This window comes from Idiomarina loihiensis, assembly GCF_024584785.1.
In the GTDB taxonomy this organism is placed as follows: Bacteria; Pseudomonadota; Gammaproteobacteria; order Enterobacterales; family Alteromonadaceae; genus Pseudidiomarina; species Pseudidiomarina fusca.
On record NZ_CP074112.1, the window covers coordinates 599,041 to 625,328 of the forward strand.

The following is a 26,288-nucleotide window of genomic DNA, read 5'->3' on the forward strand; positions in this document are numbered from 1 at the left end:
CTATTCGCGATGCGATCCAACAGCATCGGGAGATTCAGGTGACGTTGCGTAATTATCGTAAAGACGGCACTGCATTTTGGAACCAACTCTTGATTGGTCCGGTGTTTGATGCAAATCATCAATGCACTCATTACATTGGTATTCAGCAAGATATTACCCTCATTCGCGAGCAAGAAGACCTGATAGCCAGTCAGCGCACCCATGATTTCCTCACCGGCAGCGCCAATCGACAAACCTTTGAGGGCCGTTTAATTCAGGCCTGTAAGCTTAGTCAGAACGGGCGGTTACCGTTAGTTGTGATGTCTGTAGATCTCGATGGATTCAGGCCGATTAATGATGCGTTAGGGCATGTTGTGGGGGATCAATTGTTGTGCGCCGTGGCTGATAGAATACGGGGGTTATTAACCAAGGAAGACGTGTTGGCACGCCTAGCCAGTGACGAGTTTGCCATCTTACTCACCGATGACGGTGCGCTAGAACGTGGTATTGAGCAGGCCGAAAAGTTACTTGAATTGTTATCTCAGCCGTTTGAGTTAGGCCCTCACAATGTGCACGTGAGCGCCAGTATTGGTATCGCTGATAATAAAGGGCTAACTGGCAGAGCGATAGAAATGATGCACCATGCTGATATGGCGATGTACGAGGCTAAGCGCCAAGGGCGTAACACCTGGCACTGGTATGATGGTAGCGATGCGCAACATGGTGCTGATTATGCACAATTGCGCCATGATCTGATGGAAGCTATTACTCAACACCAGTTTGTTCTGCATTACCAACCGATTTTGGCAGCGCAAAGTCAGACCGTGAGCTCTTACGAAGCCTTAATCAGGTGGCAGCATCCACGCCGTGGTTTGCTTTATCCGGGTGATTTTATTCCGCTCGCTGAACAAACCGGACAAATTGTTGCGATCGGACAGTGGGTGTTAGAGCAGGCAGCTAAAGATATTGCTGCTTTTAATCAACAATCAGCAGGGCAGCAGGCGGTAACAGTGGCGGTGAATATTTCGCCGTTGCAGTTCCGTCGTCAGGGCTTTTATGAAGAACTCAAACGGGTACTTCGAGTATCTGGGCTGGCTCCAGAGTTGCTCGAATTAGAAGTGACAGAAAGTGTGTTAATGATGGGGGCTGACCGAACACGCGGTATTTTGAATGAGATCTGTGAGCTTGGAGTACAGGTGTCTATTGATGATTTTGGTACCGGTTATTCAAGTTTCAGTTATTTACGTGATTTACCGGTGCACACGTTGAAGATTGACCGTAGCTTTATTAGTGATATTCCAGCTAATCAGCGCGATAGCGCTTTGCTGCAAGGGATGATTCAGATGGCTCATCAACTCAGCTTAAACGTGGTGGTAGAGGGCATTGAAACGCTTGAACAATATGAATTTATGCGCCAACATGGCGCCGATTATTTACAAGGGTTTTATTTTGCGCGGCCGGCCCCGTTAACTTGGTAGCCTTGAGTTGGTCGTGATGGCTAGGGATTAACGTGCAGCTCAATGACTTTTATCAGGTGCTACAAGAGTACCGTGAATTTTGGCAATTTAAACCTTTCGCCTATCAACAATGGCCCTGGCAACACACTGATTTGACCGCTAGTTTAGCCCAGCTGCAGTTGCCAGAGATCGAGCTGATTGACAGTGACAAAGAGCGGCAACGGCAGTTTTTCAGTCCTTATTTTCCAGCAGTCTTCAGTTTACCTGAACTCAGTCAAATACCTGCTCCGGTGGAAACGCCACCGTTACCATTTTGGTTAACCAACGGCATTGGTGGGCGCAAATTAGCGCAAATTGAAGCCTTTATCAGCCATTTGCCGCAATCTCAGTTACCTTTGCTAGAGTGGTGTGCAGGCAAGGGCCATTTGGGACGACTGGCTAGTTTTGTACAACAACGCCAAGTTGTCAGTGCCGAGTGGCAACAGAACCTGTGTGAGCAGGGGCAGAAGTTAGCGCAGCAATGGCAGTTACCCCAGCAATTTGTGCCAATTGATGTGCTGTCGGCCGCAGCGGCAAAACTCTTGCAGCCGAAGCAACATGCGGTGGCACTGCATGCCTGCGGGCAACTCCATCTCAGCCTATTGCAACAGGCTGTTACTCGCGAAACCGAGTTCATTAGCCTAGCACCTTGCTGTTACCATCTTATTCATGATTCGCACTATCAGCCGCTCTCGACGCAAGCCCAGCAGCAAAACCTGCACCTAGCTAAGTTTGATCTGCAACTCGCAGTGCAAGGGCAGGTTACCGCTGGGCGACGTATTACGCAGCTACGGCATACCGAAATACAGTGGCGGATGGCTTACCATGCGCTCTACCAGGATCTGCAGCAGCAAGTTAACTATCGTCCGCTGGCCTCGGTGGGTAAGCATTGGTTTAGCGGCGAGTTTGCTGATTTTGCGCAGTGGGCTGCGGCTCAGCATCAGTGGCAGCTACCAGCTAAGGTGGATTGGCCATTCTATTTAGATCGTGGTCGGCAGTTAGCTTTACATGTAGCCCGGTTAGATTTAGTGCGGCACGTATTTCGACGTCCGTTAGAGTTATGGCTGTTGCTAGATAGACTGGTATTCTTGCGTGAGCATGGCTATCAGGCTGAATTAATTGCCTTTTGTGACTATCAGACAACGCCGCGTAACGGTTTAATCACGGCGCAAAAAATAGCTGCGAGTTAACTCGGAAAAATACTTGATGTAGATCAATATTTACTCTGCCAATTACTTCTATCATGACCTTAATAAAACCACACAAGGAGTATGGTCATGAACCTTCTAAAAGAATTTTTTACTGATCCCGTTATCTTTTTCAGCTTTACTGGCTTAGCGATTGTGATTGGTATGTGTATATTTTATGCCATCTTCTTTATTACCAAAGCTGCAGAAGCCGAGGCTGAGCAAAACAAAAATCTTAAGCCAAAAGTTTAAGGCCCCAAAGATTGTCTTGTTGCTTGAGCCAGTGGTAGCCGTGCGCTAACGGATACCGCTGGCTTTTTTTATCTAAATGACGTTGTTACTTGCATCGCTGCGACTCGTACTGTATAAATAAACAGTATTCTATATAACGAGGAATTTCTTCAATGGCTGTAGTCACTCAATTTGTGGTTGTACGCGATGGGGCTGAGAAAATGACGTTTACTTCAAAAGCTGAAGCCGATGCTTATGACAAAATGCTAGATATGGTGGATCGCCTGATGCCGTTATTGGCAGCAAGCGGTGTTGTTACCGAAGAACAGCAACAAGAAGATTTAGCACTTTATATTGCGCAGCAGCGCGAACACATGCTGGTGGCCTTAGGTGCTAAGAAACCGACCAAGCCTAAAGCTGTGAAAAAGTCCGAAGCAGCGTGATCTCCTGCTAGTCAAGTTACGTAGTGAGGTCTATAGTGCTCTTCTCATGCAATGTTAAAAGGCCGTTCTATGTTAACTCGAGTTTCTTTCATTGCTGCAGCTGTTGCTGCGGCTTTTGCTACCCTATCAGTGGGCGCCATAGCAGCCGATCAACCAGCTCAAGCTAATCCTTATGCAGCACCGCAAAGCGCCTCTGCCACAGACTTTATTGAAGTTTTTGCAAAACTAAATGGCAAAACACCAGGTTATCGCAAAGGACATGCGCGCGGAGTCTGTGCTGCTGGTGAGTTTGTACCAAGTGCAGCGGCCCGCCAACGTTTTGCTACCCCTCTATTTGCAGTGGATAAAGCACCACTCATCATGCGTTTTTCGATGGGCGGCGGTAATCCCAATGCTGATGAGCGTCGTGGTGCGCGTGGATTAGGTATTCAATTTCAATTAGATGATAATCAATTTCATCATATTGCGGGATTAACGGTGCCACTCTTTGCGGGTAAGAACCCTCAGCAATTTTTAGGGCTATTGCAATGGAGTGCCAAGATTCAAGCGGGTGAAGCAACCCCAGCTGATCTTCAAAAATACTTTGCAGCCAATCCAGAAATGCAAGCACAACGCGAGTGGTCGCAAGGTCGCCAGGCTTCTGCTGAGTATACCTCATCCAATTATTATGGCATTCATGCCTTTTTCGCCGATCAACCCAATGCCGCTGCACAAGCGTTCCGCTGGCAACTAGAGCCGGTTGCGGGTGAGCAGCAATTAACGGCAGCAGAAGTTGAATCGCTCCCACCAAGCTTTCTTGATGAACGCTTAACCGAACGGCTGAAAAAAGATGGCAAGGTAGTATTTAATTGGGTTTGGACCTTAGCCGAACCGGGTGATGCGACCAATAACCCAGCGCAGCTTTGGCCGGCCGATAGAGAGCAGGTCACGATAGGTACCATCACTGTAACTAGTAGTGGTTCTGATCAATGTGAACCGGTTAATTTTGATCCTATGCGGGTTGCTCTTGGCATCAGTCCTAGCGACGATCCTGTGCTACCGATCCGTTCAGTTGCTTACGCTATCTCGCAAGGGATGCGTTTAAATAATCAGTAACTTGGATTAGTCTTGGTTGCTTGAAGGTTGTTGCAAATCTTCAAGCAACTGCTTAAATACAGGATCATAGCGCAGTAATTCACTCCCGACATGAATCAGTGTATCAGCTTGTTCTTTGTTGAGTGATAAACTGGTTGGGATTTGATTAATAAAGCCCCGCCGTTGCTCCTGTTGCACGCCATCAAAACTAATTTCGATAAAGTAAGGTTTAACCTGTTGGCCAGAGCTGGATAACTCATGACCCCAGCGATCTATCGTGCGGCGCATTAAACTGATAGTAGCAGCGTTGTAGCGGTGCAATTGGGTGTCGGTTACAGCACCTATGGTAGGCTCAATATCGGGAATCTTGTTGGATTGTTCAATGTCATATTGCGGCTTAGTGGATGCATTCACTGAGATCACGACCAGATGCTTGGAAGGCTGGGCACCAAGGCGAGTTAAGAACTTCTCGATACCACCACCAATTTCAACCATTTCATAGAATGCCATGAGCCCTAAATTATCAGTGATACCACCATCAACAAGATGAATATACTGACGTTCATCTTTGGCGGCATAACTGCGCATAGCTGTGATGGTGTCGTGCAGGTGGGGCGATAGTTTGGCCTCTGCAATATCTTCTTCATTAAGTTCGCGCAGGTAGTTCTGGATAGGGTTGAGGCAACCTTTGTGATTTTTCAAAACAACAGGGTTTAGCATCACAGGTACTGCAGATGAAGCAGTAACTGCTCGAGCAATAGGATAGTCAGCGATGTTAGAGCACAGCAGATCAAAATATTCTTGAATAAAAGAAAAGCGAATACCAGCGCCTAAATCACTCGCATTGATAACGATAAAAGGTGCATCTTGACGCTGTTGCAAATCAGCAAAGGTGGCACCGCGGAACAACCGTTGTTCATAGATGCCCGTGGCAATATCAGTGCGTCCTCTATTGGAAAACCATAACAGTGGGCTAAGCACGCCATACACCCACTCGGTGACATAATCGCGGCGCAGAAAATCGTCTTCAAAATCGCTAAAGATTCGTTCGCCATGCAAGCCATAATAGGCTGCGGTAAAGCTGCCGCCGGAGACGGAACTGATCATGTCGACTTCACTCAACAACGAATGCTGTTGACCTTCGAGTTCTAATGGGGTGTCGCGGAGGGCTTGTAACACCCCATAGGACAAAGCCGCGGCACGGCTACCACCGCCAGAGAAAGACATAATGACTGTGACATCATCACGGCCTTTGTGACCACTGTTGTAGTCCAACATCGAATAGTTCTGTTGTCCATCACTGCTGGTTTGTGAGCTATTGTCGATGATGCCGTACGTCGCACAGCCGGAAGTCACCAAGCTTATCCCTAAAGCTAAGGTGATTTTAAAGCGAGAAACAAACCTCAATCTGTGCACGTGATGTCCTTTGGCTAGATCCAATAATAAACAACTGTAAACTTAAGTTATAGCTAAATGTGAACAATATCTGTTCTATCTGGAAGCTACTGGTTATAATGCCACCTAAGACAAAGCCTGGTAAAGCACCCAAAGCCAAACTAACGGCATAAATAAGAACAAAGAGGCAGCTGTGTTAAGTACCCGTTTTCAGCGAGGAACCTTTATGGTAGCAGTGAGTTGTTCACTGTTATTAGCTTTCTTTGCGATTGAGCACTTTCATAGCTTGCATTATCAACAACTCCGCCAACAGCAATTAAGTCAGGCGCAAACTCAATTAGTGAAGTTCCGAGCTAATTTAGAGGCTGAACTTAATGCCGCCTTGTATGCGAGTTGGGGCTTAGTTAATTACCTTACCTTAAATCCGCGCACTAGTCCGCAGCAATGGCAGCCGTTAGCCCAAGGTATAATAGAAAACCATCAGAATATCCGTAACCTAGCCATCGCTCCTGATAATATTGTCCGCTTTGTTTATCCTCTAGCAGGCAACGAAGCTGTGCTTGGCGTTGATTACAGTAAAATTCCTGAGCAATTTGCGATGATTGACGCAGCTCGACAACAACGGCAAATGTTAATTGCGGGTCCCGTTGACTTGGTGCAAGGAGGACGTGGCGTTATTGCTCGAATTCCTGTTTTTTATCGCGCTGAGGATGGTACTGGCGAGCAATATTGGGGTAGTGTAGCCGTGGTTCTTGATTTAGATCAGTTGTTGCAGCGGCAGCAGCTGACGGAGTTAACCGCGCAGTATAAAATAGCTATGCGGGGTACCGATGGTAAAGGCGCTAGTGGCGATATTTTTATGGGTAGTGAAGCCATCTATGCGCAGGCAGACTTTTATGATGCGGTGCAATTTTTAAATGGCTCTTGGTCGATTGCTATCCAGCTTGACTCGCAGCAATTGGGTTCGGTGTGGCAACAGCAGCGGGTTCGCCTAATCGGCTATCCGTATGTAACAGCTTTGTTTTTAATGCTGATGGCATTATTTAGATGGTACCGGCGCACCTACCAAGAGGCTATGTTAGATCCACTCACCGGGGTGGCTAATCGTCGCGCTTTAGATGAGCGTATGCAGGTACTCATGCAAGTGTATGAGCGGCACCAAATTAAGTTTGCCGTGATTGTGGTTGATCTTAATGGCTTTAAGTACGTAAACGATAGCTTCGGCCATCATGCTGGTGATTTGGTGTTACAGCACACCGCACAACGCTTGTTAGTCAATACCCGTGCCACAGATACGGTAGCGCGATTAGGTGGTGATGAGTTTGTACTGGTGTTGATGGGGATTGATAACGAACGTGTTGTTAGTCGGCAAGTCGATAAATTACGTGCAGCATTGAATCAACCCGTGGTGGTTAAAGAACAACAGATTGCGGTTTCTGCTAGTTTGGGATGTGCGTTGTTTCCTATGCACGGACAAACAGTAGAGGCCTTGCTGCAACATGCTGATATTCAGATGTATAAAAATAAGCGGAAAGAATGACCTTAAGAACCCCATTGCGTACCGATAAAACCTTAGCCGAGCTTATTGAAGTTATCCCTGATGCGGCATTGATAGTCAATACCAAAGGGCACATAGTGCTGGTTAACAGAATGCTGGTGAACATGTTTGGTTACCAGCGTCGTAAGGATATGGTAGGGCAGTCAATGAATATTCTGCTGCCTGACCAAGTGCGCCAACATCATGATCAACACATGCGCTATTTTTTCGAACAGGGAAAAAATAGACCCATGGGGAAAGGCTTTAAATTTGCAGGCATCAAGGCAAATGGCGACACCATTTATGTTGATATTATGCTCAGCCATGTCGAGTTTGATGGTAAAAATTTTGCGATAGCTTTTATTCGCGATACCACCAGCAATAAAATCGTTGAAGATAGAATTAGACGAGAGCTTGAGCGCGAACGAAAGCTGGCTATGACTGACCATCTCACAGGGTTGGAAAATCGGCGCGCTTTTGTTGAAGAGCTCGAAGGCAACATTCAAAGCTTAGCAGAGCATGGTTGGCAATTTGCAGTCTGTTTTATTGACCTTGATGACTTTAAGTTGGTGAACGATAACTTAGGCCATCAGATTGGCGATGACGTTTTGCAAAAAGTTGCACATATTCTGAAAGCCAATTGTCGTGGCTCCGATTTAGTAGCACGCATTGGCGGTGATGAATTTGCCACGATTCATGCCGGTGCTAGTTTGCAAGATGCTATGCACGTGTTAGAGCGGGTTCGCAGTAGCATAGTGCAGGAGTTATCAGCCGATAAAATACCTGTAACCTTGTCTATGGGGCTTTGCCATTGCTATGAGCAACAGCGCCATTACAGTGTGTCTGGTATTCTTAGCGCGGCCGATCAAGCTATGTACGAAGCCAAACAACAAGGCAAGAATCAAATCAAGATTGCATGCGTTGACGCTGATTTAGATTCTCAATAAAAGTGACTAAGTTTTTTACTGGCATAGGTCGCGCATACAAATAGCCTTGAAACTCTTCGCAGCCCTCACGTTTTAAGTAAGTAGCCTGTGCATGAGTTTCAACCCCCTCTGCTACAACACGCAGATGCAGCGCTTTGGCCATAGCTAGAATGGTGCGTACCAGCTTGGCATCTTGGCTATTGTTGGTAATATCTTGCACAAAGCTTTGATCAATTTTTACTTCTTTAATCGGTAGTAAACGCAACGTATTCAGTGATGAGTAGCCGGTACCAAAGTCATCTAGGGATACTTGTACGCCTTTGTCATGCAACACTTCAATCACCCGTTTAACCCCTTCTAAATTTATCAGAGCTGCGCTTTCGGTCAGTTCTAACTCAATCACCGACCAATCTCCGGGTAATTCAGCGAGGTTTTTGATAAAACGGTCACAGCTGCCACTGCCATTAAAATCAGTGGCTGATACGTTAAAAGAAACCCTTGGGATGTGTTTGTAGAGGAGCTGATGCTCAAGTAACTCGCGGATGCCTGTTTGCATGACAAAATCGGTGATCTGACAAATTAAACCATGCTGCTCGGCCAGCGGGATGAATTGATCCGGCGGAACTAAGCCACGTTGTGGATGATGCCAGCGAACTAGCACTTCAACGCCGGTGATAGCTTGGGCATCGGTGCAAAATTGTGGTTGATAAACCAAACTTAATTGCCGCTGGCTAATGGCATGTCGTAGATCGTAGAGCAGGAGACTACGTTGATTAGCTAATTCGCCGTAGCTTGGGTCATACACCTTATATCGACCGGGGCCACGACTCTTGGCTTCATCCAGAGCTTTTCCTGCATGGTCGATTAACGCATCGCTATGCTCGCCATCGCGCGGAAACAAGGCTACACCGACACTGCAGCTAAGGCGCAAATCTGGCAGTGCGGCCAACTGAATGGTGGCAATCCGTTGTTGCAAATTATGGATGAGCGGCTCAACGGCATGGGGCCATAAGGCTTCAGGCAGGGCAATAGCAAATTCGTCACCATTAAAACGTGCAATAAAGACCTGTTGATGACAACTGTCACGCAAAATTGCAGCAACTTCTTGTAGGTACTTGTCGCCCGCAGCCAAACCGGCATGAACATTAATTTGTTTAAAGCCGTCAATATTCACCAACAGCACTGCTAGTACCAGTTCATGCTCACGAGCGTAGCTTAATTCGGTATTAAGTTCTTGGCCAAACATGTGGCGATTCAGTAACTTGGTGAGTTCATCGCGTTGGCTAATATTACGTTCGCGTTGTAAGGCTTTGTAGGCAAGAAAATAGAGCAATACAGCCGTGACGATAACGTAGCCAAACCCTTTAAAGGTTTGTAACTCGGTAATGTAATCGCTGGCACCGGCTAGCGAAAAAACGAACTGGTCAGAAAAGCGAATCCATACCAAACCTAACACCAAGTAGATGGCAGCAATAACCCCAGCGGTTTGGCGTGGTGACATAGACGTCTCCTTGCGATGACGTGAACACAGCTATAGTGTGTTCTTTCAACATAGCAAGGAGTACGTTATTTTGCCAGTTAGATGAGCGAATAATCGCTTGTTTTTTAAGCGGCTATCGGTTTAAGTACTGCCCATGAAAGCGAAGATGATCGGCAATAAAGCTGGCGATAAAATAATAGCTGTGATCGTAGCCGGCTTGATAACGCAACTCAGCTACGGCATCCTTTGGTAGCAGCTGTAAAGCTTGCGCCAAGGTTTCTGGTAATAACTGCTCAGCTAAAAAGTTATCGGCGCTGCCTTGATCCACCAAGAGCGGAGGGCAGTGTTTATATTGTTGCAATAGCTGCACAGCATCGTATTCGGCCCAGCTTTGGGCATCCTCACCTAAATACCCGCGCAGGGCTTTTTTACCCCATGGGCATTGGCTAGGATGACTAATAGGAGCAAATGCCGACACACTCTGATAACGTTCAGGGTTGCGCAGAGCAATCACCAAGGCGCCATGGCCGCCCATAGAGTGGCCACTAATACTGCGTTGGCTGGTAAGCGGTAGGTGCTGCTCAAGCAAAGCTGGCAGTTCATCCACAATGTAATCGTACATCTGATAGTGTTGCTGCCAAGGAGCTTGGGTGGCGTTCACATAAAACCCTGCGCCTTTACCGAAGTCGTAAGCACCGTCAGGATCATCGGGCACCTCATCACCACGTGGGCTGGTATCTGGAATAATCAGAGCTATGCCAAGTTCAGCCGCAACGCGTTGGGCACCGGCTTTACTGCTAAAGTTCTCATCGGTACAAGTGAGCCCAGATAGCCAATAGAGTGCAGGTACGGCTTGGTGTTCTGCTTGCGGTGGTAAAAATACACTGAACTGCATCACGCAGTTGAGCACCTTAGATTGGTGCTCAAAGCGTAATTGACGGCCACCGAAGCTTTTAACTTCGTTGACTTTATTTATCATAGTGAATAACCGTCCGAATCGATTTACCTTCATGCATCAAGTCAAAAGCTTCGTTGATATCTTCTAAGCCCATGGTATGGGTGATGAAAGTACTCAGCTCAAACTCGCCTTTAAGGTATCTTTCTACGTAATCAGGTAATTGACTACGACCTTTTACGCCACCAAAGGCGCTACCACGCCAGACCCGACCGGTAACTAACTGGAACGGGCGTGTGGAAATTTCTTCACCAGCACCAGCCACCCCAATAATCACTGATTCGCCCCAGCCTTTATGGCAGCATTCTAGCGCTGAGCGCATGACTTTGACGTTACCAATACATTCAAACGAGAAATCCACGCCGCCGTCAGTCATTTCGACAATCACTTCTTGAATTGGACGGTCGTAGTCGCTTGGATTAATACAATCTGTGGCACCTAGCTTGCGCGCAATATCAAACTTAGATTCGTTAATATCAATGGCAATAATACGGCTGGCTTTCGCCATCACTGCGCCAATGATCACTGACAAACCAATCCCACCTAGACCAAACACAGCAACGGTATCGCCAGCTTGTACTTTGGCTGTATTCATTACTGCACCCATACCTGTGGTGACGCCGCAACCTAACAAACAAACCTCTTCGAGTGGGGCCTCTTTGTTTACTTTGGCTAACGCGATTTCTGGAACAACGGTGTACTCAGAAAACGTTGAAGTGCCCATATAGTGATAAATGGGTTGACCATCTTTAGAAAAACGAGTGGTGCCATCAGGCATTAAGCCTTTACCTTGGGTAGTACGAATGGCTTGGCAAAGATTGGTTTTACCTGATTTACAGAACTTACACTCACCGCACTCGGGGGTGTAAAGTGGAATCACGTGGTCACCCACAGCAACTGAGGTCACGCCTTCACCCACGGCTTCAACAACACCGCCACCCTCATGGCCTAAAATAGCAGGGAAAACGCCTTCAGGATCGGCTCCCGACAGGGTATAGGCATCCGTATGACAAACCCCTGTGGCAACAATGCGTACTAAAACTTCGCCTTTTTGTGGCGGCATTAAATCTACTTCTTCAATTTTTAATGGCTCGCCTGGTGCCCATGCAACCGCGGCGCGAGTTTTTATCATGTCCATACATCATCCTTTTGGGTAGAAAGTAAGTAACTGGTGTCACTATTGTAACGGCTACGCAGCAAAAAAGGAAAAGGCTCAAAAAAAAGCCGCTCACAAGGAGCGGCTAAACACACTTACAACGCAGAACTTAATCAGCTAACGCCTTATAAAGGGTTGCCGTCAGCATCAAGTTTAGTTACTTCGCCTAAGTTAAGCGCACGTACATCGGCTTCGATTTTGCTTAAGTCACCCACGATGACCCAAGTTATACCTTCTGGACGAATCACGTCTTTGGCTACTTGGCGAATGTTGTTCACCTCTAGGCTGTTAACACGCTCACCGTAGTTTTCCAACCACTGCATGTCTTTGCCTTTTTCTAGAGTGCTTACGATAGAGCCTAATAAAGCGCCTTTGGTTTCATAAGCTCCAGGCAATTTCGCCGTTTTGTTAGCTTTAACTTTAGCTAACTCTTCAGCCGTTGCTGGTTTGTCACCTTCGTATTGCTTCAGTTCTTTCACGATTTCTTGAATAGACTCTTTGGTCTTATCGGTCTGTACTGGAGCAATGGCTAGGAACATACCCGCCTCGTTATTGCCAATCCATGAGCTACGCGCACCGTACGACCAACCTTTGTCTTCACGAAGGTTCATGTTCAAACGGCTGGTGAAGCTACCACCGATGATGGTGTTCATCACGTCAATGGCTTCGGCATTATCAACTTTGTCTGATGGTGCTACATGACCAGCAAAGATGGTTGATTGTGGTGTGCCAGGTTGGTCAATCAAGAACACTCGATTCACTGATTGTGGCGCCACGTCGCTAAATTGCTTGGTTGGCTTAGCCGTAGCTGGAGCCTGCCATGCAGCTAAGTACTGCTCTAGCAAAGGTTTGATTTCAGCTTCAGTAGTAGCACCAACAATCACTAAACGAGCATTGTCAGGACGTAACCAAGTGCTGTGGTGAGCGACTAAATCATCTCGCGTGAGCGAGTTGATTGATTGCTCAGTACCAGAACCTGTAAGCGGTTGGCTGTAGGCATGGTTATCACCGAACAACAAGCTTGGCATGATACGTAGAGCTTGGCTGTTTGGTTGCGCTTTCTCACGTTTGATGGTTTCTAACCAGTTGCTGCGCTTACGATCGATTTCATCTTGGGCGAAGGTTGGGTTAAGTAGCATATCTGCGAACATATCTAAGCTTGGTGCTAAGTTCGAAGTTAATGCATCCATGCTGATGCGAGACGTATCTAAGCTAGCGCTTGCATAAAGGCTAGTACCTAGGCTTTCTAATTGACGCGAAAACTCTAACGCATCACGGTTGCTGGTGCCTTCACGCATCATGCTCATGGCGAAGCTAGCAGTACCTACTTTGTTACCAAAGTCGGAGGCATAGCCACTGTCAAAAATCAGGCTCATTTGTACGGTCGGGATGTCGTGACGTTCCGCCAGTGCAACTTCTAAGCCGTTAGACAAAGTGAAGGTGTTGAGTTCTGGCAAATCAAGCTCTGGCAATTCGCCAACTTCTGGTAATTTAGAACGATCAGCAATCTGTGCACCTGGGGTGTAACGAGGTTGTGGTACCACGTTTAACACAAAGGCGCCATCAGTTAGCCAGCGCTGCATTGCGCCTTGGATATCGGCTGCAGAAGCGGCTTGAATGGTTGCTAAGGACTTTTCAAACGACCCAGGGTTGCCGTGATAGACTTCACCAGCTGCCAAGATATCTGATTTACCGCCAAAGCCACCAATACGCTCAGCACCGCGAACAAAGCCAGCTACTTGGCTAAACTTAACCCGCGCTAATTCTTCGGCGGTTGGGCCTTCAGTCATTAATTTATTGAGTTCTTCATCGATGATAGCTTCGATTTTAGCTAATTCAACACCTGGCTTAGCATCGGCAATCAACATGATTTGACCGGCTAACAAGCGCTCGTAGTTAAAACCAGACGCCATGCTCGCGATCTGCTCATCATAGACAAGGCGTTGATACAAACGTGAGTTTTTGCCGCCGGCTAAAATATCTACCATCAGGCTCAGGTATTCTGAGTCATCAGTGCCCATTTCAGCGGTATTCCAAACTTTGTACAGGCGTGCAGCTGGCACGTTGTCTTCCATGGTGGCACGTTTGGTACCTTCACGCTTAGCGACCCAGCTTTCTAGTTTCTGTAGCGGTTTACCGGCTGGAATATGGCCGAAAAATTCTTCCATTTTTTCTTTTGCGGTCGCTACATCGATATCACCAGCTAACACAACCACGGCGTTAGCCGCACCGTAGTAATCATTAAACCACTGGTGTACATCATCTAGAGAGGCGGCATTCAAGTCATCCATCGAGCCAATCACTGACCACGAATAAGGGTGACCTTGTGGGAAAGTTTGTTCAGCTAGGAAACCAAAGGCTTTGCCATACGGCTGTGCTTCGCCTTGGCGTTTTTCGTTTTGTACCACACCGCGTTGCTCATCAAGCTTCTCTTGGGTTACTGCACCTAACAGGTGACCCATGCGATCTGATTCCATCCATAACGCCATATCTAAAGCAGGCGTAGGCACGTTTTGGAAATAGTTGGTACGATCGTTGTTGGTGGTACCGTTCATGTCGGTCGCACCAGCGCGTTCAAATGGACCGAAATACTCGTCGTCGTAGTTTTCGGTACCGTTAAACATTAAATGCTCAAATAAGTGTGCAAAACCAGTTTGGCCTTGTTTTTCGTCTTTTGAGCCAACTGCATACCAAACGTTAACAGCAACAATCGGTGCTTTACGGTCGGTGTGTACAACGACCCGCAAACCATTGTCTAAGGTAAATGATTCGTAGGCGATATCTAAGTCAGGCAGATTTTGTTGCGCAGCTGCAACAGCTTGCTGACGGTTATTCTGAGTTTCAGCAGTTGTTTGACAGCCAGCTAACAATACTGTGGCTACCGCAACTGCAGTGAGGGTTTTGGTAAAACGCATAAGTTAATGTTCCCTGTTTGAGTCTATTGACCAGCCTATCATAGTCAACTTAGCACACAGTTGTAATCCATAAGCGGTGGGAAAAATGTAACAAGATTGGTCAAATTCTCTTAATTCAGTTACAACTTGCTAGGTTACAGCGCTTCCAATTAGCTGCCGAATCAAGGATAATTGCCGGCTGTGGTCGGGCAAAAAGAAAGAAAAACGCGTGGGAAAAACAACTATCATCGCCATCGCTGGCGCTTCTGCTTCAGGAAAAAGCCTCTTTGCATCAACGGTTTATCAAGAGTTGGTGGCAGAGTTAGGCGGTCAAGGTATTGCTATCTTAGCTGAAGATGCCTATTACCGTGACCAAAGCCATTTGAGCTTTGAGCAACGCCAACTAACCAACTATGATCATCCGTCGGCGTTTGAGCATGAGTTGCTAGTTAAGCATTTAGAGCAATTGCGTGATGGTGAAGCGGTTCAAATGCCGCAGTATAGTTACAAAACCCACACCCGGGTGCCCGACACCATTAAAGTTAATCCGGGTAAAGTCATTATGGTAGAAGGTATTTTACTCCTAAATGACCCGAACTTACGGAAGTTGTTCGATATTTCAGTGTTTATGGATACCCCCCTTGATGTATGCCTACTGCGGCGCATGATTCGTGACGTAGAAGAGCGTGGCCGGACTATCCAGTCTGTTGCTGACCAGTACCAAGAAACCGTACGACCAGCCTTTTTCGAGTTTATTTTACCGTCGAAGCAGTTTGCTGATTTAGTCGTGACTCGCGGCGGTCAAAATGAAATCGCAATCGACCTAATTAAATCTAAAATTCGCCAGCTTTTGGCTGAATAAAAAACCACGGTCCTGATATTTATGAATAGTTTTCTCGGCATCGCCATCATTCTTTTTATTGCCTACTTATTCTCGTCTAATCGTAAACAGATCCGCTGGCGCACCGTGGGTGGAGCCTTTGCGATTCAATTAGCCTTAGGTGCTTTTGTGCTTTACGTGCCCTTCGGTCAAGACGTGCTGTATGCGGTGGCATCTGGGGTTGCTAACATCATTGCCTTTACCGATGCCGGTATAGACTTTATGTTTGGCGGTTTAGCCTCAGCTGATTTTGGCTTTGTATTCGCCATTCGAGTGTTGAGCGTGATTGTTTTCTTCTCCTCACTTATATCAGTGCTCTATTACGTGGGCATCATGAAATGGATTATCAAAATTCTCGGCGGTAGCTTGCAGAAGATCATCGGCAGCAGCCGTCCCGAATCTATGTCAGCGGCAGCAAACGTGTTTGTCGGACAAACCGAAGCGCCGATGATGGTGCGCCCATTTATTGCTAGCATGACCAAATCTGAATTATTTGCGGTGATGGTAGGCGGCATGGCCTCCGTATCAGGTTCGGTGCTAGCTGGTTATGCGGGGGTTGGGGTTGAGTTGAAATACTTGATTGCCGCAAGCTTCATGGCAGCGCCGGCGGGCTTGCTGATGGCGAAGATGATCATCCCAGAAACCGAAAAGCCCCGTGAAGATCTCGATAGCATCATTGAAGGCGCTGACATTGAATGTGCCGATGATGAGGTTGAACAGCGTTCGGTCAACGTGATTGATGCAGCGGCTGCAGGTGCTTCTAGCGGTGTTCAGCTAGCTATCAACGTGGGCGCTATGTTGATTGCCTTTGTAGCATTAATTGCTTTAATCAATGGCCTGTTTGGTTGGGTTGGTGGCTGGTTCGGCTACCCTGAACTGTCGTTACAGCTAATCTTTGGTTATGTGTTTCAACCGGTGGCTTATATTTTAGGAGTAAGCTGGGATGAAGCTCAGTTGGCTGGTAGTTTTATTGGGCAAAAGTTAGTCATTAATGAATTTGTGGCTTATCTTGATTTTGTGAATTACCAAGATCAGTTAAGTGAGCATAGCCAAGTGATCATCACCTTTGTGCTTTGTGGCTTTGCTAACTTTAGCTCGATTGCGATTTTATTAGGTGGCTTGGGCGGTATGGCGCCCAGTCGTCGTCATGATATTGCACGCTTAGGCATGAAAGCACTGTTGGCCGCTACACTAGCGAACATGATGAGTGCAGCCATTGCTGGTTTCTTCTTTACCTTAGGCGCAGCTTAAGCAATTGCTGCGCTAGAGACGATAAGCTAGTACCAAAAAAGACCGCGAATAGCGGTCTTTTTTTATGGTCGTAACCCAGGTTTAGCCTATTTTTGTGGGTACTTACGCATCACACCTTCTTGCATGGTAGATGCCACTAGCAACCCCTCACGCGTGAAAATCTGACCTCTTACTAACCCCCGAGCACCGCAGGCACGAGGGCTATCAATGGCGTACAACAACCAATCATCCATCCGAAAATCTTGGTGAAACCACATGGAGTGGTCAATCGTTGCCATCTGTATGTACGGCTGAGCAAAGCTATGGCCGTGTGGCTGCAATGCCGTAGGTAAGAAATTGAAATCAGAAGCATAAGCCAATAAGTATTTGTGCACCCGTGGGTCGTTTGGCATGTCGCCGTTAGCTTTCAGCCAAACATAGCGGCGCGGCTCGTCGACATGAGGTTTAAATGGATTATTGGCGGTGACAAAGCGCATTTCTATCGGCTTTTCACAAATAAATTTGTTGCGAATACTAGCTGGAATTAAGTCAGCGTGTTCGCGATAAATATCAATATCAGACACTAACCCTTCAGGACCTGGCACCTGCGGCATCGCATCTTGATGCTCAAAGCCCGGTTCGTCTATTTGAAATGACGCTGTCATATAAAAAATAGGTTTGCCAAACTGGATGGCTTGTACCCGCCGCGTGGAAAAACTCTTACCGTCACGAATGGCTTCGACATCATACACGATAGGTTTATGCGCATCGCCTGGACGTAAAAAGTAGCTATGTAAGGAATGGATTTTCCGATCTTCAGGTAAGGTTTCTTTTGCTGCGGACAAAGCCTGCCCAATCACCTGACCGCCAAACACAGCACCAAATCCTAAATCTTGGCTTTGCCCCCGGTAAATGCCTTGTTCAATAGTTTCTAAACGTAAGAGGTTAAGCAAATCACTTAATACTTGGCTCATGGTTGGTTCTCTTCCTTAGCGAACTTGTTTAGCGCTTGATCACGAGATAGCTACCGCAACAACATCGGCCTGGCTATCAATTAAAGCAGGTGATTATAGCCCGCAGGGCAACAGGGTAAAAGTAGCTAATAAGCTAATTGAATGCTTTTGTCCGTGCGCTGTTTAGCTTGATACATGGCATTATCGGCATGCTGCAAGAGGTCTTCAAGAGTTTCGCCATGCTGGCCGTACAACGCAATCCCAATACTTGGAGTTACTAGAACGTGCTGTTGCGCTAGGACAAACGGTGATTCAAAGGCTTGGTAGAGGTGCTCAGCGACACTTTGAGCCGCACTGGCATGTTGAATACGATCAGCTAACACCACAAATTCATCACCGCCCATCCGCGCAATTAAATCGTGACTGCGTAAACTCTGCTGAAGGCGTTGGGCAGCTTGCTGGATCAGTTTATCGCCACCAGCATGACCAAATCTATCGTTAATTTGTTTAAAATGATTTAAATCGAGGTACATCACTGCCAGTTGCGCATTAGTACGCAGGCGCTGCTGGGCTTGTTCAACAAATGCACGGCGATTAGCAATGCCAGTAAGGGCATCGGTAGAGGCTAACAGCTCAAGCTGTTGCAGCAGTCGTTCGCGTTCCTCTTCCATCTGTCGCTGCGCAGTAATATCACGTGCCACTGCAACGCGCAGATCACGATCGACAAAATACCGAGCTGACCATTGAATCCATGCCACACTCTGGTCGGCGCGCAGGTAGCGATTAACAAAATGAGTTTGGGCTTCACCACCCATAATTTTCTGCGCCGCCGCGCGGGTGCGCTCATGGTCATCCGGATGAATAAACTTAAACATGGATTGTCCCAACATGTGTTGGGGCGTTCGGCCAAACACGCGTTCAGCACCTTGGCTTAAGTAGACGAATTCACCGGCTCGATTGACCACACAAATGGCATCGAGTAACAAATCCATGTATTCACTGAGTGCTTGAAACGCTTTAATATCGGTAGCCATAAGTTCCTTTGTGAGGCAAACAGGGTTAGTGTGCACCAGTGTTCACACAAGTTACATGTTTATAGGGTATATTTTAGTCGAAGGCAACAGGGCGGTGGTTGATCTTTGTATGAGAAGGTTTCATAGTGAATATCAGTAGCTTAGTTTAAGTGATCGCGCACTGACGTCGACTAGCGTATTCAATCATTTCAAGCTAGGCTTTTAGGATGTTGCAAAAATAACCAGCGAAGCCAACTGAATCGGGGCTTAGCGGTTTTTACAGATAAGGAGTGCCTCATGTCGAGTAACGACAGTTTTAACACCTTAAGTACCTTAGAAGTTAACGGTAAAACCTATCATTATCACAGTCTACCAAAGGCGGCCGCGCAACTCAGCGAGCTCGCAGATATAGACAAGTTACCTAACTCCATGAAGGTTTTATTAGAGAACTTGCTACGCAATGAAGATGGCGAAACCGTAACTAAAACTGATATTGAAGCCATTGCTAAGTGGTTGCACGAACGCAGTTCAGATCGTGAGATTCAGTACCGGCCAGCACGGGTGCTCATGCAAGATTTTACTGGGGTACCAGCGGTGGTTGATTTGGCAGCAATGCGTGATGCTGTTGCTAAAGCGGGGCAGAACCCGAATCAGATCAATCCATTATCGGCGGTAGATTTGGTTATTGACCATTCGGTGATGGTAGATAAGTACGCCTCAGCAGAAGCCTTCAAACAGAACGTAAAAATAGAAATGGAGCGCAACTTTGAGCGCTATCAGTTTTTACGTTGGGGCCAGCATGCGTTTGAGAATTTCCGTGTGGTTCCACCTGGCACCGGTATTTGCCATCAGGTGAATTTAGAATATTTAGCTAAAGTAGCTTGGACCAAGCAACAAGGCGATAAGACCTATGTGATGCCTGACACCTTAGTCGGAACCGACTCTCACACGACCATGATTAATGGTTTGGGGGTACTCGGTTGGGGCGTCGGTGGTATTGAAGCTGAAGCAGCTATGCTAGGTCAGCCTGTATCTATGCTGATTCCTGAGGTGGTTGGGTTTAAATTAACCGGACGCTTACCGGAAGGCGTTACCGCTACCGATTTAGTTCTTACCGTGACGCAAATGCTACGAAAACATGGCGTGGTCGGTAAGTTTGTTGAATTCTATGGCCCCGGTTTGGACCATTTGCCACTGGCTGACCGCGCCACTATTGGTAACATGGCGCCTGAATATGGTGCAACTTGTGGCTTTTTCCCGGTCGATCAAGAAACCTTGCGCTACTTGGAATTGTCAGGGCGTGATGCTGATACGATTGCTTTGGTTGAAGCTTATGCTAAAGCGCAAGGCATGTGGCGTGAAAGTGGTGATGAACCAAGTTTTACCGCCTCTTTGGAACTTGATTTAAGCACGGTAGCAGCGTCTTTAGCAGGGCCTAAACGGCCACAAGATAGAGTTGCTTTACCACAATTAGGTGCGGCTTTTGATTTGTTCTTAGAAAGTAATGGGCAAGCGAGCGAAACGGAAAAATCCCAACCTGTGGCAGGTACCGATTATGAACTTAGCCATGGCGATGTGGTGATTGCTGCTATTACCTCTTGTACGAACACCTCTAACCCAAGTGTGATGATGGCGGCCGGTTTGGTGGCTAAAAAAGCCAGAGAGAAAGGTCTGCAACGCAAACCTTGGGTCAAATCATCGTTAGCGCCAGGCTCTAAAGTGGTCACTGACTACATTGCCAAAGCGGGATTAACCCAATATCTAGATGAACTTGGATTCAATTTGGTAGGCTACGGTTGTACCACTTGTATCGGTAACTCAGGTCCGTTACCAGATAATATTACTGATGCCATCCGTGCTGGCAATTTAACCGTAAGTTCGGTGCTATCGGGTAACCGAAACTTTGAAGGTCGGATCCACCAAGATGTAAAAGCAAACTGGTTGGCGTCACCGCCCTTGGTGGTTGCTTATGCGCTCGCAGGCACTACCCGCATCGATTTAAGCAGCGAGCCCTTAGGGACAGATAACGACGGAAACCCGGTTTATCTGAAAGATATTTGGCCAACCAATCATGATATTGCACAGGCGGTGCAGTTAGTTGATGGTGATATGTTCCGCAGAGAATACGGTGAGGTGTTCAAAGGCGATGAAGAGTGGCGTGCCATTCCTATTGGTGAGGGCGAAACTTATCAATGGAGCGATGATTCAACTTACGTGAAAAATCCGCCGTACTTTACTGCGATTGACCAGCCGTTGGCGGCTATTACGGACATCAACAAAGCGCGAGTTCTCGCTTTGTTTGGTGACTCAATTACTACGGACCATATTTCACCCGCGGGTTCAATTAAAGCTGACTCGCCGGCAGGTAAGTATCTACAAGAGCATGGCGTAAAACCAGCAGACTTTAACTCCTATGGCTCACGCCGCGGTAACCATGAGGTGATGATGCGCGGTACTTTTGCAAATATCCGCATTAAAAACCGTATGCTAGATGGCGTGGAAGGCGGATATACCCGTCATATTCCATCGGGTGAGCAATTATCGATTTATGATGCCGCTATGCGTTATCAACAAGAACAAACACCTTTGGTGGTATTGGCTGGCAAGGAATATGGAACCGGCTCTAGCCGTGACTGGGCAGCTAAAGGTACCACCTTGCTGGGCGTCAAAGCCGTTATTGCTGAGAGCTTTGAGCGTATTCATCGCTCTAACTTGGTGGGGATGGGCGTGTTACCACTACAGTTTGTGGATGGTGAAGGAGCGCAAGCTCACGGATTGGATGGTACTGAGCAAATCAGCATCTTGGGCCTGAGCGATGAGCTAAAAGCCGGACAAATGCTTACTGTGCAGGCAGCAAAAGAAGATGGCAGCACGGTTGAGTTTAAGGTGAAATGTCGCATCGATACCAGTAACGAGCTGCAATACTATCGCAGTGGCGGTATTTTGCATTATGTCCTACGGCAGATGCTAGCGGCATAATAGCTAGCACCTGCAGTTAAGAAAGACGGTGGTAAGCGGCTTAAATATTGAGCGCGCGACCGCCGTCTACTTTTATGGATTCGCCAGTAACATAGGGGTTATCGCGTAAAAAACGTACCGCCGCAAGCATGGGCTCAAGGCCTCCTTCAACTTTCAAAGGCGTTTGCGCTAATACTTTACGACGATGTTCTGAATCATGCTCGGGTAAAAATAAAATAGGCCCAGGCTGAATAGCATTGACTCGTATGTGCGGGGCTAAGTGCTTGGCGAATGCCTGCGTGAGGCTGGCTAAACCCGCTTTCGCCGCACAGTAAGCGATGTAGTCGGTGGCTGGGCTATCCACATAGATGTCGGTGATATTCAGCACCATAGCTTGCTGATTTTGGCTTTGTCGTAATAATGGTGCCAGTTCACGTATGAGCAAATAGGGCGCTGCCGTGTGTACATTTAACACCGCCGTTAAATGATCTAGCTGGTCATCCACAGTGGCGTTGTTGAAAAAGCACGACGCATTATTGACGAGCAAATCAAGTCGCTGGGTGTGTTGCTTAAGTTGCTCAGCTAACGCTAACACTTGGTTTAAGTCTGCTAAGTTGGCGGCCAAACCAACAGCTCCTAATTGTTCGAGCTCGGCAATACCGTCGCGCGAGGTATGATAGTGGGCGAACACTTGGTAGCCCTCGGCTAGTAGTGCTTTGGCTAAGGTAAAACCAAAGCGCCGGCCGGCCCCGGTAATCAAAGCAACGGGTGCTTGAGGAGGAGAGTTAGCTGGCATGGCGTTTTCCTTCATATAATTGCTGCCATTGGCGTTGTAAGTCTGGCACCACATCGGCTAGATAAGCCGGCACTTGTTGCCATACTTGCTGATGCGTTGCTGTGGTTGGTGCTTGCAGTTCACCTAATATATCTAAATCCATCGGCCGATCTTTATGGCTACAGTTTGGGTCGGTGCGGTCTCGACCTAAACTGGTTTCAATCGCATTAAACTGCTGCTTAAGTTGTTCGGGGTTATAACTGGTGCGTAATAGCAGCAACGCATTTAAGAATTCATGGTCGGTTTCAATCGCCACCGGCTGGGTATACAAGGCTGCCGAATACCAAGCCTCGCCTAGGGTGGTTAGCTGCTGCTTGGCTAATTTAAAATTCTGCTCAGGAGCTAAATTGGCCCCCATACTACAAAGATAGATTCGATTCATGCTAATCCTTACGTCACGATTGCTGTGAGCATACCCCAAGTTGCAATGATTTTCTGCACTTGCTAGCCTGTAACAAAGAGCTACGGGAAGGACGAGTGCCGCAACCAACAACCAAGCGCTTTATTATTGAGTTATTTTTCTCTATCACGCTGCTAGCGCTACTATTGTCGCTGATGCAGGCGGGACCCGCCAGTGCTAACTCCAAAGCTAGCCTGCTCGCTGAACCTAACGCCCTTGAGCTCACCAGTGTAGAGATGAGCAAAGAAGGTTATTTTGTGTTGCGTAGTAATACCGCTCCTGCAGCCACAACCTGGCAGTTAGAGCGGTGGTCCGCAGCACCTACCGCTACCCAGTTAAACAACCAGCAACCGCTAACACTTTACCCTTGGCCGGCTAACACCCAACAACTGACCTTGTCTGGCTTTGCCAACGGCACTTACTATTTTCGCTTGCGAGCTAGCAATAACAACTACAGTAACGTGGTGAAGGTACAAGTAGATCACTATCCGTTATGGCAAGCCCTGAGCTTATTCAGCTTGGGATTAGGTCTGTTTGTGATAGTGGTGGTGGTGATTGCAAAGGGAGCCTATCGCTCCGCTAACGCTACCGAGGAGCCTTTATGAGCAGTGCCTATGCACTAACTCCGCAACTCGGCTTAACGCTGGTGGTGCTATTTGGTGCAGGTTGGATAGCTTTCGGCTATTGGTTGGGGCGCAGCAACCGTAGCCATGAAGATTTTGCCTTGGCTGGGCGACAAGTAGGGCTGGCCTTGGCTGCTGCTACCGCCATGGCTACTTGGGTGACCAGTAACACTACTCTGGTAGCACCGCAGTTAACCTATCAGTTTGGGGTGTGGGGCATGGTTGGCTATTCTTTTGCAGCGCTCGGCCTGTTGCTGTTTGCGCCCTTAGCAAAACGGATAAAGCAACTCATGCCCGGTGGTTATACCGCTGGTGATTTTGTTCGCAGCCGCTACGGCAAACCGGCCTGGTATCTATTCTTAGTCATTTCTGCGGTTTATGCCCTTGCCTGGTTGGTCAGTTTGGGCATGGCCGGTGGCATCCTCCTGCAGGCACTCAGCGGTCTTGATTACCATCTGGGGATGACAGCTATTTTGGTGATCTGCGTCGGTTACACCCTGTTTGGCGGTTTTAAAGCGGTGATAGCTACAGATTTTGTGCAAGCAGTCATCATTATTATCGGTGTGGTGGTGGTAGCAGGGCTATTGCTAACCCAAGTGAGCGTTACGAGCGTGCACGAACAGTTAACGCAGCAGCACCCGCAATTATTAGATCTGCTGTTCCCCGCAGCAATCATGTTTTTGTTTAATAATATTTTTTTCGGTTTGGGCGAGATTTTTCACTCAAACGTGTGGTGGACACGGGCACTATCATTCAAGAGTCAGGTTGGCGCTAAGGCGTTCGTATTGGGTGGCTTGTTGTGGCTACCGATCCCCATAGTCACCGGCTTTATTGCCTTAGCGGCGCCACAGCTCGGCATTTTCCCGCCATCGGCAGACATGGTTGGCCCAATGGTAGCAGCGGCAGTATTGGGCAAAGTAGGGGCCGTGGTGGTATTTGTGGTGGTCTTTTCAGCCCTGGCCTCGAGCTTAGACTCCTTGCTTGCCGCTAGCGCAGATTTACTTACTCGTGATGTCTATCAACAGCAACTGCGGCCACAAGCCAATGATCAGCAATTATTAAAGGTTAATCGCTACAGTATTGTGGCCTTGGGTATTTTAACTTGGCTGCTTTGCTTACCTCAGCTAGCTACGTTGGGAGCACTGCTTAATTTTGCTGGCGCTTTTGTTGCCAGCACCATCATGCCGATTATTCTAGGGCTATATCAACCCAAATTAACGGGCAGCTACGCTACTGCGGCCATGCTACTTGGCACCTGTGCTGGTTTAGTAGGTTACCTGCTGATTGGTTTCTATGTAGCTGCGTTACTATCCTGTTTGATATCTAGCAGTATTTGTATGATTGGCGTGATACGCAGCCGCAGCCGATTTGATTGGCAGTTATTACAACAACGACAGGACTAAAGCATCATGTTGATAAGCGCAGAATGGTTACAAGGACTCATTTTAAGTTGCTTGGTGTTAGCCGCCGTAGCGCCCCTAGTACTCTTGTTGCTGTGGGTGCGCGATTGGCGTCAGCAAGGCTTGTGGTAGCCCCAGATTATCTTAAGTTAGGAAGCTAAATTTATGAATACAAATGATATTTCGTTTGAACGTAAGCGGCCGGATGTGTACGGAGATGCTCATCCCAAGGCCTTGCTGAGGGCGATTCAAGAAGATGGCGATTATCTCTTGCAACTGGCCAACCAACATATAGTAGCGGGCGATCAGCTCGATCAGAACACCATGAAGCAACTGTTTCGGCTAGCGGCTAAAATAGAAAGTAATCCGAAGCGGTTTAGCTCTCCTTTGCAAAATAAGATCTTGATTAGTGCCTTTTATGAGCCTAGTACTCGTACGCGGTTAAGCTTTGAAAGCGCTTGGCACCGATTAGGTGGCGATATCATGTCGATTACCGATCGTTCTACAACGGGTATCGCCAAAGGTGAGGCTTTAGCAGACGTGGCCGAGATGTTTAATAACTACGGGGATTGTGTGGTGCTTAGAGATAACCAGCAATCGTCCTTGTATGAAATGATGGATTCGCTGCGCATCCCCATTATTAACGCTGGCAATGGCTTAGATGAACATCCCACCCAAGCATTGGCTGATTTGTATGCCATCTTCAAGTGGCGCCCCGAGCTGTTGGATGCTAATTCGGGTGCCCAAATTAAGATCGGTGTGATTGGGGTTCCTAATAAAATGCGCACGGTGCGTAGTTTGCTTAAAGGCCTCTCCGTATTTGCCCATGCGGTGAGTGAGTTGGTGATTATTCATGATGCCGCCAGCAGCGCTGAGCTTTTTGCGCCGGGGCAACGAGAGCAATTATCGCAACGTGGCATCAAGGTGACCACGAGTACCGAGCTCAACGATTGTTTACCTAGTCTCGATGTGGTTTACATCAATGCTATCTCGTGGGAGGGCGATACTTTTCATACCTACGGTGATGCTTTTCATTTACATGCTAAGTCGCCACTTAAAGCAGATGCGATTATTTTACATCCGTTAGCCCGCGGCGAAGAGCTTTCAACAGAGTTGGATCATACCCCGCACAATTGGTACTTTAGCCAAGCTCGAGGGGCGGTATTTTTACGTATGGCGTTGCTGACCTGTATGGTAGAGCGTGCTGAGCGAGTGATTGATGTTGTCTAACGCAAGGAGAGTT

At 47.5% G+C, this 26,288-nt stretch carries 23 protein-coding genes; 14 read left to right on the top strand and 9 right to left on the bottom strand.

Going from position 1 to position 26,288, the window contains the following annotated elements; genetic code table 11:
* Window positions 1-2 precede the first annotated feature (2 nt).
* The 5 genes from KGF88_RS02775 (at window position 3) to KGF88_RS02795 (ending at window position 4,431) form a co-directional block, all read left to right on the top strand.
* Entirely contained in the window at window positions 3-1,457 is a 1,455-nt protein-coding gene (locus KGF88_RS02775) for a putative bifunctional diguanylate cyclase/phosphodiesterase (RefSeq protein ID WP_257119979.1), read from the top strand.
* Between the two features lie 32 nt (window positions 1,458-1,489).
* The gene (locus KGF88_RS02780) at window positions 1,490-2,665 is read left to right on the top strand and encodes a methyltransferase (RefSeq protein ID WP_257119959.1); all 1,176 of its coding nucleotides are present in this window, start codon (window positions 1,490-1,492) and stop codon (window positions 2,663-2,665) included.
* An 87-nt stretch (window positions 2,666-2,752) separates the two neighbouring features.
* Entirely contained in the window at window positions 2,753-2,914 is a 162-nt protein-coding gene (locus KGF88_RS02785) for a DUF3149 domain-containing protein (protein ID WP_153826006.1), read from the top strand.
* A 152-nt stretch (window positions 2,915-3,066) separates the two neighbouring features.
* Window positions 3,067-3,336 (top strand): YebG family protein, encoded by a 270-nt coding sequence (locus KGF88_RS02790; protein WP_110075389.1) that lies wholly within the window; start codon window positions 3,067-3,069, stop codon window positions 3,334-3,336.
* Between the two features lie 69 nt (window positions 3,337-3,405).
* The gene (locus tag KGF88_RS02795; RefSeq protein ID WP_162014487.1) at window positions 3,406-4,431 is read left to right on the top strand and encodes a catalase family peroxidase; all 1,026 of its coding nucleotides are present in this window, start codon (window positions 3,406-3,408) and stop codon (window positions 4,429-4,431) included.
* A 6-nt stretch (window positions 4,432-4,437) separates the two neighbouring features.
* On the opposite strand, the gene KGF88_RS02800 is transcribed toward KGF88_RS02795, so the two are convergent.
* Window positions 4,438-5,826, bottom strand: coding sequence for a patatin-like phospholipase family protein (locus KGF88_RS02800; RefSeq protein WP_153826008.1), 1,389 nt, complete (start codon window positions 5,824-5,826; stop codon window positions 4,438-4,440).
* A 205-nt stretch (window positions 5,827-6,031) separates the two neighbouring features.
* Here KGF88_RS02800 and KGF88_RS02805 point away from each other — a divergent pair, with 205 nt between their 5' ends.
* Both KGF88_RS02805 and KGF88_RS02810 read left to right on the top strand, forming a co-directional pair.
* The gene (locus KGF88_RS02805; RefSeq protein ID WP_162034527.1) at window positions 6,032-7,345 is read left to right on the top strand and encodes a diguanylate cyclase domain-containing protein; all 1,314 of its coding nucleotides are present in this window, start codon (window positions 6,032-6,034) and stop codon (window positions 7,343-7,345) included.
* Entirely contained in the window at window positions 7,342-8,289 is a 948-nt protein-coding gene (locus tag KGF88_RS02810; RefSeq protein WP_110075385.1) for a sensor domain-containing diguanylate cyclase, read from the top strand. The genes KGF88_RS02805 and KGF88_RS02810 overlap by 4 nt, the downstream gene beginning before the upstream one ends.
* Here KGF88_RS02810 and KGF88_RS02815 read toward each other — a convergent pair.
* From KGF88_RS02815 to KGF88_RS02830, 4 genes are all read right to left on the bottom strand, one after another.
* On the bottom strand, window positions 8,249-9,769 hold the full coding sequence (locus KGF88_RS02815; protein WP_153826010.1) for a putative bifunctional diguanylate cyclase/phosphodiesterase: 1,521 nt from the start codon (window positions 9,767-9,769) through the stop codon (window positions 8,249-8,251). The two genes, KGF88_RS02810 and KGF88_RS02815, sit on opposite strands and share 41 nt — an antisense overlap.
* Window positions 9,770-9,881: 112 nt before the next feature.
* Complete coding sequence (fghA, locus tag KGF88_RS02820) at window positions 9,882-10,727, bottom strand: S-formylglutathione hydrolase (protein WP_153826011.1); 846 nt, start codon at window positions 10,725-10,727, stop codon at window positions 9,882-9,884.
* On the bottom strand, window positions 10,717-11,841 hold the full coding sequence (locus tag KGF88_RS02825) for an S-(hydroxymethyl)glutathione dehydrogenase/class III alcohol dehydrogenase (protein WP_153826012.1): 1,125 nt from the start codon (window positions 11,839-11,841) through the stop codon (window positions 10,717-10,719). Before KGF88_RS02825 ends, fghA begins: the two co-directional genes overlap by 11 nt.
* A 143-nt stretch (window positions 11,842-11,984) precedes the next feature.
* A complete protein-coding gene (locus KGF88_RS02830) occupies window positions 11,985-14,774 on the bottom strand; it encodes a M16 family metallopeptidase (RefSeq protein ID WP_153826013.1) in 2,790 nt (929 codons plus the stop codon).
* 208 nt (window positions 14,775-14,982) lie between these two features.
* Here KGF88_RS02830 and udk point away from each other — a divergent pair, with 208 nt between their 5' ends.
* Window positions 14,983-15,615 (top strand): uridine kinase, encoded by a 633-nt coding sequence (udk, locus tag KGF88_RS02835; protein WP_162014488.1) that lies wholly within the window; start codon window positions 14,983-14,985, stop codon window positions 15,613-15,615.
* A 21-nt stretch (window positions 15,616-15,636) separates the two neighbouring features.
* Window positions 15,637-16,884: a NupC/NupG family nucleoside CNT transporter gene (locus KGF88_RS02840; protein ID WP_153826015.1), complete on the top strand. Its 1,248-nt coding sequence runs from the start codon at window positions 15,637-15,639 to the stop codon at window positions 16,882-16,884.
* A gap of 86 nt (window positions 16,885-16,970) precedes the next feature.
* On the opposite strand, the gene tesB is transcribed toward KGF88_RS02840, so the two are convergent.
* The gene (gene tesB / locus KGF88_RS02845; protein ID WP_153826016.1) at window positions 16,971-17,837 is read right to left on the bottom strand and encodes an acyl-CoA thioesterase II; all 867 of its coding nucleotides are present in this window, start codon (window positions 17,835-17,837) and stop codon (window positions 16,971-16,973) included.
* A gap of 125 nt (window positions 17,838-17,962) precedes the next feature.
* The gene (locus KGF88_RS02850; protein WP_153826017.1) at window positions 17,963-18,850 is read right to left on the bottom strand and encodes a sensor domain-containing diguanylate cyclase; all 888 of its coding nucleotides are present in this window, start codon (window positions 18,848-18,850) and stop codon (window positions 17,963-17,965) included.
* Between the two features lie 276 nt (window positions 18,851-19,126).
* Between KGF88_RS02850 and acnA the strand changes: the two genes are divergently transcribed.
* Window positions 19,127-21,808: an aconitate hydratase AcnA gene (gene acnA / locus KGF88_RS02855; protein ID WP_153826018.1), complete on the top strand. Its 2,682-nt coding sequence runs from the start codon at window positions 19,127-19,129 to the stop codon at window positions 21,806-21,808.
* Window positions 21,809-21,848: 40 nt separating this feature from the next.
* Here acnA and KGF88_RS02860 read toward each other — a convergent pair whose 3' ends face one another.
* On the bottom strand, window positions 21,849-22,583 hold the full coding sequence (locus KGF88_RS02860; protein WP_110075375.1) for an SDR family oxidoreductase: 735 nt from the start codon (window positions 22,581-22,583) through the stop codon (window positions 21,849-21,851).
* The gene (locus tag KGF88_RS02865; RefSeq protein ID WP_110075374.1) at window positions 22,573-23,004 is read right to left on the bottom strand and encodes a 2-amino-4-hydroxy-6-hydroxymethyldihydropteridine diphosphokinase; all 432 of its coding nucleotides are present in this window, start codon (window positions 23,002-23,004) and stop codon (window positions 22,573-22,575) included. The genes KGF88_RS02860 and KGF88_RS02865 overlap by 11 nt, the downstream gene beginning before the upstream one ends.
* Window positions 23,005-23,099: 95 nt before the next feature.
* Between KGF88_RS02865 and KGF88_RS02870 the strand changes: the two genes are divergently transcribed.
* Genes KGF88_RS02870 through KGF88_RS02885 form a run of 4 tightly spaced genes read left to right on the top strand, consistent with a single transcriptional unit; the run spans window position 23,100 to window position 26,275 of the window.
* Window positions 23,100-23,627: a hypothetical protein gene (locus KGF88_RS02870; protein WP_153826019.1), complete on the top strand. Its 528-nt coding sequence runs from the start codon at window positions 23,100-23,102 to the stop codon at window positions 23,625-23,627.
* The gene (locus KGF88_RS02875) at window positions 23,624-25,048 is read left to right on the top strand and encodes a sodium:solute symporter family transporter (RefSeq protein WP_153826020.1); all 1,425 of its coding nucleotides are present in this window, start codon (window positions 23,624-23,626) and stop codon (window positions 25,046-25,048) included. The genes KGF88_RS02870 and KGF88_RS02875 overlap by 4 nt, the downstream gene beginning before the upstream one ends.
* 6 nt (window positions 25,049-25,054) lie before the next feature.
* Window positions 25,055-25,177 (top strand): hypothetical protein, encoded by a 123-nt coding sequence (locus KGF88_RS02880; RefSeq protein WP_257119960.1) that lies wholly within the window; start codon window positions 25,055-25,057, stop codon window positions 25,175-25,177.
* A gap of 33 nt (window positions 25,178-25,210) precedes the next feature.
* Window positions 25,211-26,275, top strand: a complete 1,065-nt coding sequence (locus KGF88_RS02885) for an aspartate/ornithine carbamoyltransferase family protein (protein WP_153826021.1) — start codon at window positions 25,211-25,213, stop codon at window positions 26,273-26,275.
* Window positions 26,276-26,288 lie beyond the last annotated feature (13 nt).